13 protein-coding genes are annotated in these 19,429 nt (G+C 40.4%); 10 read left to right on the plus strand and 3 right to left on the minus strand.

Annotated elements, in window-relative coordinates:
• Positions 1-1,362: 1,362 nt before the first annotated feature.
• Complete coding sequence (locus ACFILD_RS07965) at positions 1,363-2,052, minus strand: YggS family pyridoxal phosphate-dependent enzyme (protein ID WP_375665009.1); 690 nt, start codon at positions 2,050-2,052, stop codon at positions 1,363-1,365.
• A gap of 165 nt (positions 2,053-2,217) precedes the next feature.
• On the opposite strand from ACFILD_RS07965, the gene leuS reads away from it, so the two are divergent.
• Both leuS and lptE read left to right on the plus strand, forming a co-directional pair.
• Positions 2,218-4,860 (plus strand): leucine--tRNA ligase, encoded by a 2,643-nt coding sequence (gene leuS / locus ACFILD_RS07970; protein WP_375665017.1) that lies wholly within the window; start codon positions 2,218-2,220, stop codon positions 4,858-4,860.
• Positions 4,847-5,455, plus strand: a complete 609-nt coding sequence (gene lptE, locus ACFILD_RS07975) for an LPS assembly lipoprotein LptE (RefSeq protein ID WP_375637557.1) — start codon at positions 4,847-4,849, stop codon at positions 5,453-5,455. Before leuS ends, lptE begins: the two co-directional genes overlap by 14 nt.
• Here lptE and fsa read toward each other — a convergent pair.
• A complete protein-coding gene (fsa, locus tag ACFILD_RS07980) occupies positions 5,452-6,105 on the minus strand; it encodes a fructose-6-phosphate aldolase (protein ID WP_273790517.1) in 654 nt (217 codons plus the stop codon). The two genes, lptE and fsa, sit on opposite strands and share 4 nt — an antisense overlap.
• A 1,144-nt stretch (positions 6,106-7,249) precedes the next feature.
• Here fsa and ACFILD_RS07985 point away from each other — a divergent pair.
• Positions 7,250-9,445, plus strand: a complete 2,196-nt coding sequence (locus tag ACFILD_RS07985; RefSeq protein WP_375665011.1) for a primosomal protein N' — start codon at positions 7,250-7,252, stop codon at positions 9,443-9,445.
• A gap of 830 nt (positions 9,446-10,275) precedes the next feature.
• Here the strand turns inward: ACFILD_RS07985 and ACFILD_RS07990 are convergent.
• Positions 10,276-10,416 (minus strand): hypothetical protein, encoded by a 141-nt coding sequence (locus ACFILD_RS07990; protein ID WP_375637559.1) that lies wholly within the window; start codon positions 10,414-10,416, stop codon positions 10,276-10,278.
• A 982-nt stretch (positions 10,417-11,398) separates the two neighbouring features.
• On the opposite strand from ACFILD_RS07990, the gene atpH reads away from it, so the two are divergent.
• The 7 genes from atpH (at position 11,399) to ACFILD_RS08025 (ending at position 19,308) form a co-directional block, all read left to right on the plus strand.
• Positions 11,399-11,980 carry an ATP synthase F1 subunit delta gene (gene atpH / locus ACFILD_RS07995; RefSeq protein WP_375665013.1) on the plus strand — a complete coding sequence of 194 codons (582 nt, stop codon included), beginning with the start codon at positions 11,399-11,401 and terminating at the stop codon, positions 11,978-11,980.
• Positions 11,980-13,515: a F0F1 ATP synthase subunit alpha gene (gene atpA / locus ACFILD_RS08000; RefSeq protein ID WP_273790513.1), complete on the plus strand. Its 1,536-nt coding sequence runs from the start codon at positions 11,980-11,982 to the stop codon at positions 13,513-13,515. The genes atpH and atpA overlap by 1 nt, the downstream gene beginning before the upstream one ends.
• 20 nt (positions 13,516-13,535) lie before the next feature.
• A complete protein-coding gene (locus tag ACFILD_RS08005; RefSeq protein ID WP_273790512.1) occupies positions 13,536-14,447 on the plus strand; it encodes a F0F1 ATP synthase subunit gamma in 912 nt (303 codons plus the stop codon).
• 19 nt (positions 14,448-14,466) lie between these two features.
• Positions 14,467-16,092 carry a F0F1 ATP synthase subunit beta gene (gene atpD / locus ACFILD_RS08010; protein ID WP_375611724.1) on the plus strand — a complete coding sequence of 542 codons (1,626 nt, stop codon included), beginning with the start codon at positions 14,467-14,469 and terminating at the stop codon, positions 16,090-16,092.
• Positions 16,093-16,200: 108 nt separating this feature from the next.
• On the plus strand, positions 16,201-16,617 hold the full coding sequence (gene atpC, locus ACFILD_RS08015; RefSeq protein WP_375654377.1) for an ATP synthase F1 subunit epsilon: 417 nt from the start codon (positions 16,201-16,203) through the stop codon (positions 16,615-16,617).
• A gap of 23 nt (positions 16,618-16,640) precedes the next feature.
• A complete protein-coding gene (locus tag ACFILD_RS08020; protein ID WP_375630912.1) occupies positions 16,641-18,269 on the plus strand; it encodes an MFS transporter in 1,629 nt (542 codons plus the stop codon).
• A 31-nt stretch (positions 18,270-18,300) separates the two neighbouring features.
• Positions 18,301-19,308: an HlyD family secretion protein gene (locus ACFILD_RS08025; protein ID WP_273790508.1), complete on the plus strand. Its 1,008-nt coding sequence runs from the start codon at positions 18,301-18,303 to the stop codon at positions 19,306-19,308.
• Positions 19,309-19,429 lie beyond the last annotated feature (121 nt).

Raw genomic sequence — 19,429 nt, forward strand, 5'->3', positions numbered from 1 at the left:
TGTAACTACCATTTTTAAAAACCAATAGCATATATAGGGATAAAGACAATGAGAATACAAAACATTCTTACGATTTCATAACAAATATTCATTATAAAAAAATTCTGATTATAAGATGTGATCCACAATAGATATCTCTGAAAATTATTTTATCCACAGATGTAGATATTTAATTTGGTATATTCTTACAAATATACTTACAAAATTATTTAACTTCAGAGAGATATCTTTGTCGCTATATGACCGAATGTGCTGCATGAACCAAAAATATTAATTCTCCTTAATTATCTACATTAAAAGTAGTATCATAATGATACATTTCAAATGGCTATCATGTATTTTTAGAAAAATGTCAAAGATAAATTTTAAAAATAACAATAAAAATACTGTATAAATAATATCTATACTATGTATACATGAAATCTTCTTCTTAAGAAGATAATAATATTATTTGCAATATTTTAAAATATAAGAAATATCCCCTGTTTTTCCTTAATTAAAGTTTAAAATTAGAAAAATTAGGCATATGAAAAGTTGAAGTTTTTCTCTTTGTTTACGAGATCGACAAAGGAATAATGATAAAGGAATATCGTTATTGAAATCGTTCTCATTTCCATTGTTTTGCGTGCATGTATTATGCGCATATGCACGGGATTCGTTCTTTTATTTTTCAGGCGAATATTGACCGTATGTTATGCTTTGTAGAGCATGGAAAGCCTCTATGCTATCGTTGACCTTATAGATTGCTATCATGTTGTTTAGCGCGGTTCTTGGTGCTCTATTGAGCATTTGAGATGTTTATTTTGCTCAAGTGACTTACATGAAAGAGTTTTGTTACTGTATTATGTAACCATAAGCCTCTTTTTGTCTGCTTTATGCCATTGGCATGTGGGGAAATTGTTTACGCGTGTTGGAGAAGTTAAGAGAATTCATGATTTTCAATGGAAATCATTGCGATGATCTTATTCAATATTCTTTTGCAATTATTTATTTCGCGACAGTTTTTTCATTCATGCGCAACGCCCCTCTTATCATTTTGCCTTTATATAAGGATTTATTTTTTATATTGCTTTTGCTGGAGAGGCGGTCAGAGGGGAGTAAAGTAGAGCCAATGTGCGAGAATATGAGAGTCAAATTGCAATGCTATCTTGAAGCTATTGTACGTGTTGTGGATGTGCCGGTGAGAAATTTGAGAAACCAGCTTTTTTGCTTATCCTGCTAACAGGATGAAAGAGGGACTGGAATCTTTTTTGCTAGAATTGCTCTTTTATTGATATTGAAGGAAATATTTTTTCTCATTTCTGCTGTTTTTGGTTTGTTCGTAGAATTTTCAATGGGAATTTATATGAAGGGGGAATTGCTTTACACAGGGCGTTTTCCAAATAAAGCAGAGCCAATGCGAAGGACATTAGAGCCAAACTGTAGAGCGGTTTTGAAGTCACTGGACATGCCCATGGAAAGCTTTGGAAGACCTGCTTGTTTTGCTAATTTTGCTAAGAGCGCGAAATAGGGGCCGGGGTTTTCGTCGACAGGGGGGATGCCCATAAGTCCGATGATATCGAGTCCATACTTGTTTTTGCATTGGTTGACAAAAGATGTAGCTTCTTGTGGTGCGATACCACTTTTTTGCGGTTCTAAGCCAATGTTAACCTGAACATAGCAAGGAAGATGCCTTTTTTGTTTTTCCATTTCTTCAGCTAAGCTTTTGGCTATTTTTTCACGGTCAACCGTTTGAATAACATCAAAAAGTTTGATCGCCTCTGCTGTTTTATTTGATTGTAGGGGACCGATGAGATGAAGTTTAATATTTTCAAATTGTTGACGTAAAGCAGGCCATTTTTGTGCTGCTTCTTGTACGCGGTTTTCTGCAAACAAAGATTGGCCTGCTTGCAAAAGGGGTCGTATATCAATAGCAGAAACAGTTTTTGAAACAGCGATAAGTTCAATTTCTTCTACAGGGCGTTGTAGCTCTTGGCATATTGCTGCAATGTCTTTTTGAAGGTTTTGCCATGCTTCAACGGAAGGGGCATCGAGGGGCGTTTGTGTATTCATATTTTTGTGCTTTACCTTTTTTGTTCAAGAGTTGGTCGTTTTTTTTAAAGTTTTATAAAATACTTAGGGAAATATTTCACGAAAATGTTGACGATGAGGTTAATCCATGGTCAAGCATAATAAAACAAGTTTTTGGTTCTGTTTTATTAAAAGAGTATAATGGGAATGACAATTGGACATTATAATATAGGCGAACGCTATAATCCACGTGCGAGAGAAAAAAAATGGCAAGAAATTTGGGATGAAAAGAAAATTTTTCAGACTCTTCAAGAAGATGCTCGTGAAAAATATTATGTTTTAGAAATGTTTCCTTATCCTTCTGGCCGTATTCACATGGGGCATGTGCGCAATTATGCCATGGGGGATGTGGTGGCACGCTATAAAAGGGCAAAGGGTTTTAATGTGCTTCATCCCATGGGGTGGGATGCTTTTGGTATGCCAGCTGAAAATGCTGCTCTGCAAAGTAAAGTGCATCCTAAAACTTGGACCTATCAAAATATTGCGGTCATGCGCGGGCAATTAAAACAATTAGGACTCTCACTCGATTGGGCGCGTGAATTTGCAACTTGTGATGTGGAATATTACCACCGCCAACAAATGTTGTTCCTTGATTTCTATCAAAAGGGGTTGGTAGCACGTAAAGTGGCTAAGGTGAATTGGGACCCTGTTGATCATACTGTTTTGGCCAATGAACAGGTTGTTGATGGGCGGGGATGGCGTTCTGGTGCGTTGGTGGAACAACGTGAGTTGACGCAGTGGTTTTTCAAAATTAGCGACTTTAGTGAAGATCTCTTGGCAGGGCTTGAAGAGCTGAACCAATGGCCGGAAAAAGTTCGCACCATGCAAAAAAACTGGATTGGAAAATCACAAGGTTTGTTGATTCGTTGGGCTTTAAAGTCGGCGGGTGATGCTGATGATGTTTGTGATAAATTTGATGAGGTTGTTTGTTATTCAACACGTCCTGATACACTGTTTGGCGCTTCCTTTTTGGCTCTGTCTGTTGATCATCCTATTGCACAAGCTTTGGCAAAAAAAGACAAAGCGTTGAGTGCTTTTATTGAAAATTGTCGGTGTGGTGGAACGACAACAGCAGCACTTGAAACAGCTGAAAAACAAGGGTTTCTCACGCCCCTTTTGGCTGTTCATCCTTTCGATTCAACAGTACATATTCCCGTTTATATCGCGAATTTTGTGCTTATGGACTATGGAACAGGGGTTGTTTTTGGTTGTCCGGCTCATGATCAGAGAGATTTCGATTTTGCGCGTAAATATGATCTTCCAATAAAACCGGTGGTTTTACCAAAAGGAGAGCAAGCAGAAGATTTTGTTATTACTGAAACAGCTTATACGGGTGATGGGGTGATGATCAATTCCAGTTTTTTGGATGGTTTAACACCCCAACAAGCTTTTGAAGAAGCTGCTAAAAAGCTTGAAAAACAAATGCTCAATGGGCAACCGCAAGGGAAGAAAACAGTGCAATTTCGTTTGCGTGATTGGGGGATTTCACGTCAACGTTATTGGGGGTGCCCCATTCCGATGATCCATTGTACAACTTGTGGGGTTGTTCCTGTTCCACGTGCCAATTTACCGGTTGTGTTGCCTGATGATGTTACTTTTGATCAACCAGGAAATCCTCTTGCACGACATGAAAGGTGGCAGAATGTTACTTGTCCTTCCTGTGGTCAACCTGCCAAACGCGAAACCGATACCATGGACACATTTGTTGACTCTTCTTGGTATTATGCACGCTTTACGGCTCCTTTTGCGCAGGGACCTGTTGACAAACAAGCAACAGCTGAATGGTTGCCTGTGCAACAATATATTGGTGGAATTGAGCATGCCATTTTGCATCTTCTTTATGCGCGCTTTTTTATGCGTGCTATGAAATTGGTCGGTCATGTGACGGTAGATGAGCCTTTTAAGGGGCTTTTTACCCAAGGGATGGTGGTGCATGAAACCTATCGGGATGATCAAGGGTGGGTTTCTCCAGCAGAAATTTCGATTGTTGAAAAAGATGGAAAGCGGTGTGCTTATAAATTAACCGATCAAAGTAAAGTGACGATTGGTTTGATTGAGAAAATGTCAAAATCAAAAAAGAATGTCGTTGATCCTGATGATATTATTGCATCTTATGGCGCTGATACTGTGCGTTGGTTTGTGTTGTCAGATTCTCCTCCCGAGCGGGATGTCATTTGGACAGAATCTGGTGTTGAAGGTGCACATCGCTTTGTACAGCGTGTTTGGCGCCATGTGGCTGTGAGTGCTTCTATTTTAAAGGATGTGGCGCCTTGTGCAGGGCATCAGGGGGCGGCTTTGGAACTCTCAAAGGTCGCACATCGCACGCTTTGCGCTGTAGAAGATGATTTGGAAAAATTCGCTTTTAATCGGGCTATTGCACGCCTTTATGAATTCTTGAATATTATGGCACCGTTGTTAAATAGGATAGAAAGTGTTGACGATGAAATGAAAGCTTCTTTACGTCAAGCTATGGATTTTTTTCTTGCCATGATTGCACCCATGATGCCCCATTTAGCAGAAGAATGTCATGCTGCTTTAGGAGGAAAAACTTTAATGTCTGCGCTTGCTTGGCCTGTTTATGATCGTGCGTTAACCGTTGCGGAATGCTATACTTTGCCAGTACAAATTAATGGTAAAAAACGCGGTGAGGTGAGCGTTGCAGCAACTGCTGATGAGGTGATGATTAAAGAAGCGGTTTTGGCGTTAGATTTTGTAAAGGCGCAACTGGTTGAAAAGCCTGTGAAAAAAATCATTGTTGTTCCACAAAGGATTGTGAATGTCGTTTTTTAGAAGTTCTATTCTTGTCATTTTAGCTGGTGTATTCACACTGTTGTGTGGATGCAAAGTTGAACCGCTTTACCGTCAAGAGTTGCAGAGTGCAATGACAATGGATTCTGCTTCTTATGGGAATCCTGCTTCTGGATACCCTTCTGGACAAGCTTCTTTGGGGTTAGCGCAAAAGCTTGCTTCTATTGTTGTGGAAGAACCTTCGGATCGTTTTGGTCAAATGGTGCGCAATCATCTGCTTTTTCTTTTGTATGGAAATGGTGCTAAACCTTCTCTACCTACTTATAAATTAGCATTGCAGATATCCGTCTTTACAAGAGAATCTATGCAGATAGAGGTTGATTTCGAGAAAAAGAGAAAGGGACGACCTTCTGTTGGAACTGTTATGAGCAGAGCTTCTTATACTTTGCAGGATATGAAAAATACTCTTGTTGCAAAAGGAACAGCAATGATGAATGCATCTTTTGAGCAACTTCGTCAAGAATATGCAACGCTGCAAGCAGAAGAAGATGCAAAAAAACGTGTTGCGGAAGAGTTGGCTGAACAGATCTTTTTGTTACTTTCAAAAGATCTTTCCAATAAAATTTCTAGACATTAAGCAATATTTTGTCCTGTTTTTTTCCAGTCGTCGAGGAATATTTGCAACCCTTTGTCGGTGAGAGGATGTTTGACTAGTGCTTTTAAGATTGCTGGTGGAACTGTTGCAACGTCAGCACCGCTTAGTGCTGCTTCTTTGACATGATTAACGGTGCGGATTGAAGCGGCCAAGATTTGTGTTTCAAAGTTATAGTTATCATAAATTGTGCGAATTTCATGAAGCAGTTCACTTCCATCATTTCCACAATCATCAAGTCTACCAATAAAAGGTGAAACGAATGTTGCGCCTGCTTTGGCGGCTAATAAGGCTTGATTGGCAGAAAAACAAAGTGTGAGATTTGTTTTTAGTCCTGCTGCTGTGAGGGCTTTACAGGCTTTTAATCCATCGAGTGTTAAAGGAAGCTTGATACAAATATTGTCGGCAACCTTTGCTAAAACAGCTGCTTCTTTCATGATGCTTTCAAATTCCGTTGCTGCAACTTCAGCAGAAACAGGTCCGCTAACGAGAGCACAAATTTCTTTTGTAACATCAAGAATATTGCGTCCTGATTTTAGGATAAGAGAGGGATTGGTGGTAACACCATCAACAAGGCTTAAATTCTGTAACTCTTGAATTTCTTCAATATTGGCGCTATCCACAAAAAATTTCATCTCTAACCTCTTTTTTTTAGCTTTATCCTATTTTTTGTTATGCGCTATTGTTGACTGCAAAAGCAAGAGAAAGAATTAATATCTGTGTAAAGAACAAGAATGCTATGGTGTTAATCATGTATCCGTTTTCGGTAAAGAAATATGATTTATCGTTTCCACACCCATTTCATAGTGTTGCTCGTGATAAGGCATAGAATTCATTGCGTACCAACATTTTTGCGTATTGGCATCTTTGCGTAGCGGTGTTTTTATATTTATGGAAATAAGCTAGCATTATCAAACACTTTGCTCATTTCCTATTTGCGATTGCTCTTGATATTTGAGAGTGCATCATAAGATACCTTCCTTTTTTAGGGGGTATGTTTAACTTTGTTTTTGATGAAAGCGGATGGATTTATTTTGTCGTAAAACACTGTTGAAGAACGCCTGTAAAATTTTACGCATGAAGGGTTTTTTTATGGTCAATTACATTGATTTATTCTGTTTTCCCCATTCTTCAAAAATACGCTTTTGTGCTGCTTGTATTGTTGCTTGATTTTCAATCAAGCTGAAAGATGTATACACGTGTTTTCACTTTTTGGCACAAAGCCAAGGTGAATATTGTAACGGCTCCATTTGCAATATTATTCTCCTTATAATTAAAATCATGGGATACTTTTTCATCAATAAGGATTTACAAATGTTCCTCGATGGGTCTGAAATGAAAAAAATAATCGTATGGAGGGTTTTTATTACAATAGGTAAAATGATGATTATATCTTTATAAATCAGTTTGTTGAAGATAAATTGAGATATGAGGCGGTAAAAAAATAAAAGTGTGCGTAGAGGTCATACTATGGGATCGCTTTGTTGAAGGATGCACTTAACCGATAGCATGTTGAATGCTTAATAGTGATGCGTTTTATTTATACAGAAGAATAGTGCTATTTTTTTGCTATAGAGTTTTTTGTTATAGACGATGAGATTGGTTCTTTATATTGGCACTTTGGTGAGGGAATGCGTGTTAAAAAGAATTTTTGTTAGAAAAGTGTTGTGATCGGGGGGATTGAATCCTGCAATGAATTTTATAAGAGTGTTTAAAGATAAGGTGTAGACTTGTTGATGCTCAATAGGTCGTAGATTGGTTTACAAGATGAATTCAAGCATGATAGAGGAAAAGATTGTATCCGTATTGGTTCCTCTTCCTGTTGCTCACGCTTATAGTTATAAAGTTCCATCTTCTATGGAGGTGAACGTTGGTTCCTTTGTTCGGGTTCCGTTGATGGGGCGTGAGCTTTGCGGTTTTGTTGTAGATGTTGGAGAGCAGACAGCCGATGGGCACAAGTCTGCTTCGGTGGCGCGTGAAAAATTACGCTCTCTGCTTCATGTTTTTGATTGCCCCCCATTAAAAGCAGAAATGATCACATTTTTGCGTTTTGTTAGTCGCTATACAATGGCACCTTTTGGTCTTGTCGCACGATTGGTTTTGTCGGTACCGGCTGCTTTAGAGCCGGAAGCGCAGATGCTGGGTTTGCGATATTGTGGTGGAAATGTAGAACGTCTCACACCAGCGCGGTCACGGGTTTTGGAATTGGTGCGTAATGAGAAGATATGGACACGTTCTGGTCTGGCACATGCGGCTGGAACTTCGGTTTCTGTTGTTGAAGGTTTAAAAGCGCTAGGAATTTTTGAAGATGTTAAGGTTCCTGCTCCTGATCTTGTGGCAATGCCTGATCCTGATTTTTGTCTCCCTCAGTTGCAGGGAGCGCAAAGTGAAGCAGCAACATTATTGCGGGAAGGTGTTTTATCTTCTCAGTTTCAAGTTTTTTTGCTTGATGGTGTTACGGGTTCAGGAAAGACAGAGGTTTATTTTGAAGCGGTTTCTCAAGCCTTTAAAGAGGGCAAGCAGGTTTTAATTTTATTGCCGGAAATTGCTTTAACACAGCAGTTTTTAGATCGTTTTTATGCACGTTTTGGTGCTGCGGCAGCAGAATGGCATTCTGATTTGACGCCACGTCGTAGAGAACGCGTCTGGCGACAAGTTGCAGAAGGGCGGGTGCGTGTCGTTGCGGGGGCTCGTTCGGCGCTTTTTCTTCCCTTTCATGAGCTTGGCTTGATTGTTGTCGATGAAGAGCACGATAGCGCTTATAAACAAGAAGAGCGCATTTTTTATCATGCGCGTGATATGGCTGTTGCACGGGGCTCTTTTGAGCATTTTCCTGTTATTTTATCTTCAGCCACACCGTCGATTGAAAGCCAAGCCAATGTTTTAAAAGGGCGTTATCAAAAGGTGCATTTACCTTCCCGTTTTAAAGAAGCTGCACTTCCACAGTTGCGGGTGGTTGATATGCGCCAAGGAGGGGTGCAAAAGGGGCGCTTTATTTCCTTTGCTCTTGAAAGGGCTTTAAAACAAACGCTTGATAAGGGCGAACAAGCTCTTCTTTTTCTTAATCGTCGTGGTTATGCACCTTTAACTTTATGCCGAATTTGCGGACATCGTTTTCATTGTACCGATTGTTCAAGTTGGTTGGTCGAACATCGTGCGCACGGGCAACTGAAATGTCATCATTGTGGATATCATGAACCACTTCCTCAAGCCTGTCCTGAATGTGGGACATTAGATCATCTCGTGGCTTGTGGACCGGGTGTGGAAAGAATTGCCGAAGAAACACAAATGCTTTTTCCTCAAGCGCGATCATTGATCCTTTCAACAGATCTCAAAGGAGGGATTGGGAAGTTGCGAAGCGAATTACAAGCCATTGCAAATGGCGATGTGGACATTATTATTGGAACACAGTTAGTCGCTAAAGGACATCATTTTCCCAAGCTCTCTCTGGTTGGCGTTATTGATGCTGATCTTGGTCTTGCCAATGGCGATTTACGCGCAAGTGAACGTACCTATCAGCTGCTTTCTCAAGTTACCGGAAGAGCAGGGCGTGTGGGATTGAAAAGTTTAGGATTATTGCAAACTTATCAACCAGATCATCCGGTTATCAAAGCCTTACTTGCATGCCAGCCAGAAGATTTTTACACACGTGAGATTGCAGCGCGTCAGCATTATCATTTGCCTCCCTATGGGCGGCTTGCCTCTTTGATCGTGTCTGCACAACAGCGCCAAGCAGCAGAACATTATGCGCGCGCATTGCGTCAAGCAGCGCCACGGGAAAAAAATATCTCGGTTATGGGACCAGCAGAAGCGCCTTTGGCTTTGGTTCGGGGGCGTTATCGTTTTCGGCTTTTGCTGCAAGGACAGCGTTCTTTTGATATACAAGGGTTTATACGTGCAATGCTTAGCGGTACACCCAAAATGCCCAGTTCCGTTCGGGTTCAAATTGATATTGATCCGCAAAGTTTTTTCTAAAACCAGTATCGCATAAAGTGAAGGTCTCTTTGCTTAAGATGCTTTACTTGAACTCTTATATTATTCTGAATAAGCATTCAGGCAGCAAAATATGATACATGTACATTGCATTAAGTAGAGCTACGGGAAAAAATATCTTTGTTATAAAACCAGCAGAAGCGCCTCTCTTCTTCGAGGGCACTATCATTTCGGCTTTTACTCCTTTTTTGTATGAGGGACAGTATTCTTTTGATAGGCGGATTCTTTTTATAAGGGCTGAAAATGCTTAGCTGTACACCCAAAATACCCAATTCTATTCGCGTTCAAATTGATATTGATCTATGCTTTTTCTAAATCAGTGCAATATAGTGCCATATAAAGTGACGCTATGTGGGCTTAATGAGGGACGTGTTTTTGATATTATTTGACCTTAAAGCCTTATGAAGCAGCGTTCATAAGATGTATCAGCGCTGTACGAGTCGTACCTGCGTTTATATGCTAGATTAGGGCGAGAATATTGCATATATCTATTTTATTTATCTTTGACGAGAACACGGACTCATTTTGGAGCGTGAAGGTCAAAATGAGCATTCATCGTTGTCATCCTTATTCATTCGGCTCTAGAATTTTCAAAAGCATCCATAATAATAATTTTTATAAATAATAAATATTGATTTATAGTGATAATATGCCGTTATTCATATTATAGCCTCAACTATCGTAGGATTCTCTTATTTAAAATCTATTTATATTGATCAATCAAAACCATTCGTTTGCATGTTACAGATGGGGGAGCCTGTGTCGCGTAAAACTATACAAGAGAGGACCAAAATACCTAATCATCTCAAGAATTAAGGGCTGTCGTAAAATTGGGAGATGGCAAAGTGTGTGATGGTGCCGGCTTGTTCTTTCATAAGTGTAAAGATGGGGCTGCTCAATGGGGTTACCATTATAGCATTCATAGGCGCTGTCGTGAAATGGAGATTATCCATTGTTTCATGCTTTTATTACTTTCGTTCTCTAATGGGGGCACATTTTTCATGTAAAGCAGAACGCCCAAAGCGGAATATTACAGAACATCTATTGTATTACTACATTCATATGCTTGTTTAAGCAAATGTTTCTCAGCATACTCGAATTCATTTTACGATGTTTTTCGAGTGTAGAATATCAAAGCTTTCATGAATGAAAAAACCAAGTTAAGGCTCCCCATCTTTATTTCATAAAGGTATAAAATGGCGCCATTTATTATTTAGCTTTGAGTATTACGAAAACTCTTGGTACTTGAGAGCGTTTATAAGAGGTGTTGTTTTCTTTGATCATTTCCTTTTTTGTTTGTGATGAAGCAAGGGAGTGATTTTGATAAAAAAATTTGAAAAGAGAGAATCTTTCGATATTTGAAGCTCATCCGGTATGAAAAATGATATATTATCATTATAAATCAATGTTTTGTATATTAAAAGAGTGTGCTTACAAGAAAATATTACTTGGTAAAATTTTTTAAAAGGAGTGGGTGTTTGAAGAAAAAAGATCAATGTTTTCTTTAATTTTTAGGAGGATATTCATTGTTTTTTCTTTCTTATCAGTTTGAAATAATAGACTTTTTCAGTCGCCGTCGTCTTTCGTTAAAGGTTTTGTGGTGATAAAGGGAATGTTTTGTTATGGTGACAAGAGCGTTTGAAGAAAAATCAATGAGAGTGAAAAAATCGCTCAGAGAATGTCAAAAAGAGGCATAAAAAAACTGTGATGCCATCCTGTATATCTAAAAAAATGCTTTTCAAAAATATTTTGAATATTTTATTAAAATTTTTGAAAAGCAGCGATTTGTGGTGTTGCGAGTCGGCTATGTCTATGCTAGAAACCAAGTGATTTTTGTTCTAGGTTTTAAGAAGAAGATTCTTAAGATTGAGAATGTCTGTTTCATTTCATCTGATAACTATCAGAGAGTCGCTCAAGGGAAAGAGGCGGTATTTCGTGTCGGATTCATTTTCTCTCATACCGCTGCCGTTGGTAGATCAACGCTATGCGCAAGCGCTTTTTGATTGCGTTCAAGAAGCCGGAAATGTCGAAAAGGTTGAAAAGGCAGTAGAGGATCTTTTGCTTGTTTTGGAGAATAAGGATTTAAAATTCTTTGTGCTCAGTCCATTCTTTTCAGTTAAAGAGCAAATTAAGGTGATGCAATCTGTTTGTGCAAACATCAAATTTGCTGATAAAAACGCAGGGCAGGTCATTGGTAATTTTTTACGCGTTATTGTAATAAACCGTAGGCTTAGTGCCGTATTTGGTATTTTACATGCTTTCCAGCGTTGTGTTGCACGCGCTCGTAGGCAGGTTACTGCGCAAATTGTTTCTGCGCGCTCCTTAAGTTCTCAACAAAGACAAGAGTTGTGTGAGGCTTTGGAAGGTGTTGTTGGAGGAAAAGTCTTGCTGCACATCATTGTGGATCCAACAATTCTTGGTGGATTAATCGTTCGTGTGGGGTCGTCTCAAATTGATACGTCTCTTCTCACAAAATTGTCTTCGCTTAAGCTTGCATTGAAAAAAGAGGTCAGCTGATGGATATTAGACCATCTGAAATTTCAAAAATTCTAAAAGAGCAAATCAAAAACTTTGACCAAAAGGCTGAGGTTTCAGAAATTGGTTGGGTTCTCTCTGTGGGAGATGGTATTGCTCGCGTTTATGGTTTGGATAATGTCCAAGCAGGGGAAATGGTCGCCTTTCCAAACGGTGTGCGCGGTATGGCACTCAATTTGGAAGTTGATAATGTTGGTGTGGTCATTTTTGGCTCAGATCGTGATATTCGTGAAGGTGATTGTGTAAAGCGGTTAGGCGCTATCGTCGATGTTCCTGTGGGCCCCGCTTTGCTTGGGCGTGTGGTTGATGCGTTGGGAAACCCTATAGATGGTAAGGGGCCCATTAAAGCAACAGAGCGTCGTCGTGTCGATGTTAAGGCTCCTGGAATTATTCCGCGTCAGTCTGTCCATGAACCGATGTCGACCGGATTGAAAGCGATTGACGCACTCATCCCTATTGGACGGGGGCAGCGTGAATTGGTGATTGGTGATCGCCAAACAGGAAAAACAGCAATTTTGCTCGATACATTTTTAAACCAAAAACCTTTTCATGAAAAAGGGGCTGGACGAGAGCAAGATAAAGTTTATTGTATTTATGTGGCTATCGGTCAAAAACGTTCGACTGTGGCACAATTCGTTAAAGTTTTAGAAGAACGTGGAGCGCTGGAATATTCTATTATTGTTGCAGCGACCGCTTCTGATCCAGCACCATTGCAATTTATTGCACCTCTTGCTGGATGTGCTATGGGTGAGTATTTCCGTGATAATGGGCAACATGCTTTGATCGGTTATGATGACTTGTCAAAACAGGCGGTAGCGTATCGTCAAATGTCTCTTTTATTGCGTCGTCCTCCAGGTCGTGAAGCTTATCCGGGAGATGTTTTCTATCTGCATTCGCGTCTTTTAGAGCGGGCTGCAAAGTTGAATGCGGAAAATGGATCTGGGTCGTTGACAGCTTTGCCAGTTATTGAAACGCAAGCAAATGATGTTTCTGCCTATATTCCTACAAATGTGATTTCGATTACTGATGGACAAATTTTTCTAGAGACTAATTTGTTTTATCAAGGAATTCGTCCTGCTGTAAATGTTGGTCTTTCTGTATCGCGTGTTGGTTCTGCTGCACAAATTAAGGCGATGAAGCAAGTTGCTGGCTCGATTAAAGGTGAATTGGCGCAATATCGTGAAATGGCAGCTTTTGCGCAGTTTGGCTCTGATTTGGATGCGTCAACCCAGCGTTTGTTAAATCGGGGTGCGCGCTTGACAGAGCTGTTGAAGCAGCCGCAATTTTCTCCACTCAAAACAGAAGAACAGGTGGTGGTTATTTTCGCGGGTGTGAATGGCTATCTTGATGCTTTGGCAGTTTCTGATGTTGCGCGGTTTGAGCAGGGACTTTTGGTGCTTTTGCGTAGTGATTATCAAGATCTCTTAAAGGCAATTGCTGAGCAAAAGCAAATAACAGATGAGCTGAAAGATAAGTTGATAACTGTTCTTGATACTTATGCGAAAAATTTCTCGTGATGAATTGATGGAATGCTTGAATGGCTTCACTAAAAGATCTTAGAGACCGTATCGCTTCGGTTAAAGCAACACAAAAGATTACCAAAGCTATGCAAATGGTTGCAGCGGCAAGGTTGCATCGTGCTCAAGAGGCAGCGCAGTCTGCACGCCCTTATGCGAAGAAAATGGCTGATATTTTGACCAGTGTTGCTGCTGATGTAGATGGTGTTGATGCGCCTGCTCTTATGCGTGGTACGGGGCGCGATGATGTGCATCTTTTGGTGGTGTGTACTGCTGAGCGCGGTTTGTGTGGTGCTTTTAATGTGCAAATTGCTCGTCGTGCACGTGAACAGATTAAGGCATTGTTGGCGGCTGATAAAATAGTAAAAATTATCACTGTGGGTAAAAAGGGCGCGGATATTTTATCGCGTGATTACAAAGGCTTGATAATTGACCATATCGATTTGCATGCTGTAAAGCGAATTGGTTTTGCAGAGGCAGTGATGATTAGTCAACGGATTGTTGATTTATTCAATGAAGGCGCTTTCGATGTCTGTACGCTGTTTTATTCTGAATTTGTTTCCGTAATTAATCAGCGTCCAACAGCTTTGGATTTGATTCCAATGGTTGCTCCAAAAGCAGCTGTTGGGGCAATAGATGTTGTGGAGCAAACCGATCATAACACAGGTTCACAATCGATTGTTTATGAATATGAACCTGATGCTGCGTCTCTTTTAGAGGCCCTTGTACCACGTAATCTTTCGGTGCAAATCTTTCGGGCTTTGCTGGAAAATGTTGCTGGTGAGATGGGCGCCAAGATGACAGCTATGGATAATGCATCGCGCAATGCGGGTGAAATGATTAGTAAATTGACGGTGGCTTATAATCGTCAACGTCAAGCACAGATTACGACAGAATTGATCGAAATTATTGCGGGCGCTGAAGCGCTTTAAATGGAGAAGGTAAGGATTGATGGTAAAAGCAGTAACCTCAAGCAAAGGAACAGAAAAAGGTGAAAAAAAGAAACCAGCTGCTCGTTCCAGCGTGAAAAAAGCCGCTTCGAAATCTCAAGTGGATGTAAAGGCTTCCTCTGTACCTGCGCGTGATGCAGCTAAAGATACACCTGTAAAAAAAGATACATCCGCAAAAAAAGAAGAGCGTGCAAAAGGCGCTGTTGGTGAAATCAAGCAGATTATTGGTGCTGTCGTTGATGTGCAATTTGAAGGTGAATTGCCAAATATTCTCAACGCTTTGGAAACAGAGAATTTAGGTAATCGCTTGGTATTAGAAGTTGCGCAGCATTTGGGTGAAAATACCGTGCGTACGATTGCTATGGATACGACTGATGGTTTGATGCGGGGCCAAAAGGTTGTGGATACAGGCACACAAATTAGCGTTCCTGTAGGAGAAGCAACGTTGGGACGTATTATGAATGTGATTGGGGAACCGGTGGATAATGTGGGACCAATCGCTTCAACCAAAACACGTTCTATTCACCAAGAGGCACCTGAATATGTTGAGCAATCGACTGTTTCGGAAATTCTCGTCACCGGTATTAAAGTCGTGGATTTGTTAGCCCCTTATTCTAAAGGGGGTAAAATTGGCTTGTTTGGTGGTGCTGGTGTTGGAAAAACCGTTCTCATTATGGAGCTTATAAACAATATTGCAAAGGCACATGGTGGCTATTCTGTATTTGCTGGTGTGGGAGAACGTACACGTGAAGGAAATGATCTTTATTATGAAATGATCGAAAGCCGCGTGAATGTGAATCCAAAAGAGAATAATGGTTCAACGGAAGGGTCAAAGTGTGCCCTTGTTTACGGGCAAATGAATGAACCACCAGGAGCACGTGCGCGTGTGGCTCTTTCAGGATTGACAATTGCAGAAAGTTTCCGTGATGAAGGACAAGATGTTCTCTTCTTTGTGGATAATATTTTCCGTTTCACGCAAGCAGGAGCTGAGGTATCTGCTCTTTTAGGGCGTATTCCTTCTGCTGTTGGGTATCAGCCTACCTTGGCAACGGATATGGGGGCGTTGCAAGAACGTATTACCAGTACAAAAACAGGCTCTATTACTTCCGTTCAGGCAATTTATGTTCCGGCAGATGACTTGACGGATCCGGCGCCTGCAGCGTCTTTTGCTCATTTGGATGCAACAACTGTGCTTTCGCGCTCTATTGCGGAAAAGGGAATTTATCCGGCGGTTGATCCGCTTGACTCTTTTTCACGTATGTTGGATCCATTGATTGTGGGGGAAGAGCATTACACAGTTGCTTGTCAAGTACAAACCATTTTACAACGTTATAGAGCGCTTCAGGATATTATTGCTATTCTTGGAATGGATGAACTTTCTGAAGATGACAAGTTGCTGGTGGGGCGGGCGCGTAAAATTGAACGTTTCCTTTCACAACCTTTCCATGTTGCGGAAGCCTTTACTGGTTCGCCGGGGAAACTCGTTCCTTTAGAAGAGACAATCAAAGGCTTTAAAGGTCTTTGTGCTGGTGATTATGATGATTTGCCAGAAGCTGCTTTTTATATGGTTGGTTCGATTGATGAAGCACTTGAAAAAGGAAAGCGTCTCATGGCAGAGGCTTCTTAATAAGAAGCTTCTTATTCAAGAAAAAACTGTCATGGGTATTTTTCGTTAAAAAGGACAAGTCGTTGAAGAAAACAGAGAGTCCTTATATCGGGTATTGTGGAGATTTTTGTGGAAAACAATAGAGAAGAGCATTTTTTATTTGAGCTTGTATCGCCTGAAAAAATTGTGTTTTCAGAGCAGGTAGTGTCTGTTGTTCTTCCTTCAGCCTCAGGTTATTTGACAGTTATGGCGCATCATGCGCCATTGGTGGCAAGTATTGTGTTGGGTAGTGTTCGTGTTCGCACCTCTTTGGGTGAAAAATTATTTGCTGTATGCGGGGGCGTTGCAAATATTACCTTTTCGGGCTGCTCTTTATTGGTAGAGCACGTTGTGGCTGTAGAGAATCTTTCTTTTGATGCATTAGAACAGCAGATTTTGCAGATTCAAGCGACGTTAGAAGGAGGGATAAGTGATGAGGACAATCATAAAATAGAGTCTTTTTTCCAGCAGTTGTCAGCTGATGGTGCTGTATTGATAGAAGCGTAGCAGAGTATACAGGAAAAGGTGACATGAGCGGAAAAAAGAGTACGGTTGTGTCTGCTAAAAGGAGCGCAAAGCCCTTTCCTCGTCCTGGTCGTGTCTTTGCGGGACCTTTGCCAAAGTGCTTTGTTTATATTTTGGCTTCTCTTATTTTGCAATGGGCTTATGGTTTAGGGGCTAATATTGTTCAGTCTAATATTGTCCATCTTACGGGTGATTTTCATGCAACTTTGGCCGAGACGACATGGCTGGTAGCGGCCTATATGGCGCCAAATGTGAGTGTAGCGATTATGTTGATCAAAATCCGCTATCAATTTGGGCTACGCGCTTTTGCTGAATTATCAATTCTTGGCTTTGTTTTGGTTTGCGTGTTGCAGCTCTTTGTTACGGATTTGCGTTCTGCATTGATTATTCGCTTTTTTGCTGGGATTGCTGCTGCTCCTTTGGCTTCGCTTGCGCTGCTTTATATGATGGAGGCTTTTGCTCCAGCAAAGAAGTTTACTATTGGTCTTAGTTTGAATTATATGAATGCGGCTTTAGCGGCACCTTTATCACGTTTGATTTCTCCTGATTTGCTGGAAAATGGTGGTTTTTCCAGTCTTTCCGCTCTGGAAATGGGGTTGGTTCTTATCAGCTTGGTCTGTATCTATACTTTGCCTCTTACTCCTGTTGTGCGTAGTAAGGTTATTCAAAAATTAGATTGGATAAGCTATGGTTTGATTGCTCTTGGTCTTGGATTAAATGCTGTGATCATGTCTGTTGGCATATTGTATTGGTGGTATGAAGCACCATGGATTGGTTGGGGGCTCGCACTTGCTATTTTCTCGTTGGCTATTGCTATTATTATTGAGCTTAATAGAGAAAAACCGTTGATTGATTTACGTTGGATTTTCAGTAAAGAAATGATCCAATCTGTTTTTATTTTATTGATCTTTCATGTTTTTTTATTGGAGCGGTCAAATTTGCCCGTAGGGTTTTTTAATCTTTTTGGTTTGCTCAATCGTGAGATGGCGCCCATGTATCTTGCGGTGACATTAGGGATTCTGTTAGGGGGGGCTGTTTGTGTCTTTTTTTTACGGGCGGGGCGTGAGGATTATTTTTATTTGTTATCTTTAGGTTGTTTGGCGTTGGGAGCTTATTTAGACAGTCATGTAAACTATTTAACGCGTCCGAAAGATATGATGTTGAGCCAAGGGTTGGTGAGTTTTAGTTATGCACTTTTTTTGCCTCCTGCTCTTTTCAAAGGGTTTGTGATCGCTGGTGAGCGAGGACCGCGTTATGTTTTAAGTTTTATTGCTGTTTTTTTGTTAACGCAAGTGACAGGGGGATTGATGGGGTCGGCTTTTTTTGGCAGCCTACAGTTTTATTTTGCCCATAAAAACTTTGAGTCCTTAACACAAAATATTATTATTACTGATCCGCTTATTTCTGGTGAGATGAATACTTTATTTTCGCCTTCTTATGGTGTTTCTGTTCCCAATGGCTTGAGAAGTGAGCAAGGTACTTCTATGTTGATAGAGAAATTTAAGTTAACAGCAAATATTTTTGCTTATGATGACGTTTTTCGGCTTTATTTTTATATTTCAATGGTTGTATTCGTTATTTTTCTTGTCACAATGATTGTTAAGTCATGCTCTTTGCGCGCATTAGAAAAGTAGAGTAATGTCATAGAAAGAGGGGTGCAAAAAAATGATAAAAACATTACGGTCAAAAGCTACGATTGTTGCATTCCTATCGGGTATTACGGGTGTTTTGCTGATTTTGTGGGCTTGGAGACTTCCTCCTTTTGTGAGTAACATTCAAATAACCGATAATGCTTCCATTAAGGGCAATGTTACTCTGGTTAGTTCACAGATCTCTGGGGTGATTGCACGGATTTATGTGCAAGATTATCAACGCGTTGAAAAGGGAATGCTGCTCTTTGAGCTCGATGATTCTCTTTTTCGCCAGCAGCTTGCACGGGCACAGGCTGTTCTCGATTCAAAAAATGCAAAACTGGCAAGTATTGAATTACAAGCACAGCTTTTGCAGGGCGAGATTAATACAGCAGAGGTGGAGTTGGCGCGTTCACGAGCATTTTCCAATGTTGTTCCAGATAGTAAAAAGTTAGGTTTTGGTGATGCGGCAAGTTCTGTTTCTCGTCCTCTTTCACAACTCTTGACAGCTCTCGAAACAAAACGCCAATTGCAAAAACAATTGGATCTTGAACGGCAAAGTTTACAGTCAGAAATTTCTGGAGCGAAGGTGAGTGTTGAGTTGGCAAAACTTAATCTCGATCATACAAAGATTTTATCTCCTCGAACAGGCTATATTGGATTAGTTGGAGCGCGGGTAGGGCAATATGTTATGCCGGGGACACAATTGGTCTCTGTTATTTCTGATGATATTTGGATTATTGCTAATTATAAGGAAACGCAACTTTCTCAGATGCGTGTGGGACAACCGGTTGTTTTTTCTGTTGATGCATTGAACAACAAAAAGTTAACAGGGCGTGTGGTTCGTTTTGCACCTGCTACAGGCTCAGAGTTTTCATTGTTAAAAACGGATACGACAATTGGTAATTTTATCAAAATTGCGCAACGTATTTCAGTACGGATTGCTTTAGATCCTGGGCAGGAAGGGATTGAAAAGCTCATTCCTGGCATGTCCGTGGTTACCTATGTAGATACTTCGCAGCGAGTCGATTCTGGAGGATAAAATTTTGGGTTTTTTCAGTTTAATTTTTGCGTCATTTACTTATAGCAAATGGATATTCACGTTAGAAGATTTCGTTTGGTTTGCTATACTACATCTTTTAAAGCTCTTAAGCTTCTTATTA

It is taken from the genome of Bartonella sp. CL162QHHD (assembly GCF_042195435.1).
Taxonomy (GTDB): Bacteria; Pseudomonadota; Alphaproteobacteria; order Rhizobiales; family Rhizobiaceae; genus Bartonella.

Excerpts from the sequence above, each read along its gene's own strand:
- ACFILD_RS08025 (WP_273790508.1), top strand. The coding sequence starts at position 18,301 with ATGATAAAAACATTACGGTCAAAAGCTACGATTGTTGCATTCCTATCG.
- atpA (WP_273790513.1), top strand. The coding sequence starts at position 11,980 with ATGGATATTAGACCATCTGAAATTTCAAAAATTCTAAAAGAGCAAATC.
- atpD (WP_375611724.1), top strand. The coding sequence starts at position 14,467 with ATGGTAAAAGCAGTAACCTCAAGCAAAGGAACAGAAAAAGGTGAAAAA.
- ACFILD_RS07990 (WP_375637559.1), bottom strand. The coding sequence starts at position 10,416 with ATGGATAATCTCCATTTCACGACAGCGCCTATGAATGCTATAATGGTA.
- fsa (WP_273790517.1), bottom strand. The coding sequence starts at position 6,105 with ATGAAATTTTTTGTGGATAGCGCCAATATTGAAGAAATTCAAGAGTTA.
- leuS (WP_375665017.1), top strand. The coding sequence starts at position 2,218 with ATGACAATTGGACATTATAATATAGGCGAACGCTATAATCCACGTGCG.
- ACFILD_RS08020 (WP_375630912.1), top strand. The coding sequence starts at position 16,641 with ATGAGCGGAAAAAAGAGTACGGTTGTGTCTGCTAAAAGGAGCGCAAAG.
- ACFILD_RS07965 (WP_375665009.1), bottom strand. The coding sequence starts at position 2,052 with ATGAATACACAAACGCCCCTCGATGCCCCTTCCGTTGAAGCATGGCAA.
- lptE (WP_375637557.1), top strand. The coding sequence starts at position 4,847 with ATGTCGTTTTTTAGAAGTTCTATTCTTGTCATTTTAGCTGGTGTATTC.
- ACFILD_RS08005 (WP_273790512.1), top strand. The coding sequence starts at position 13,536 with ATGGCTTCACTAAAAGATCTTAGAGACCGTATCGCTTCGGTTAAAGCA.
- ACFILD_RS07985 (WP_375665011.1), top strand. The coding sequence starts at position 7,250 with ATGATAGAGGAAAAGATTGTATCCGTATTGGTTCCTCTTCCTGTTGCT.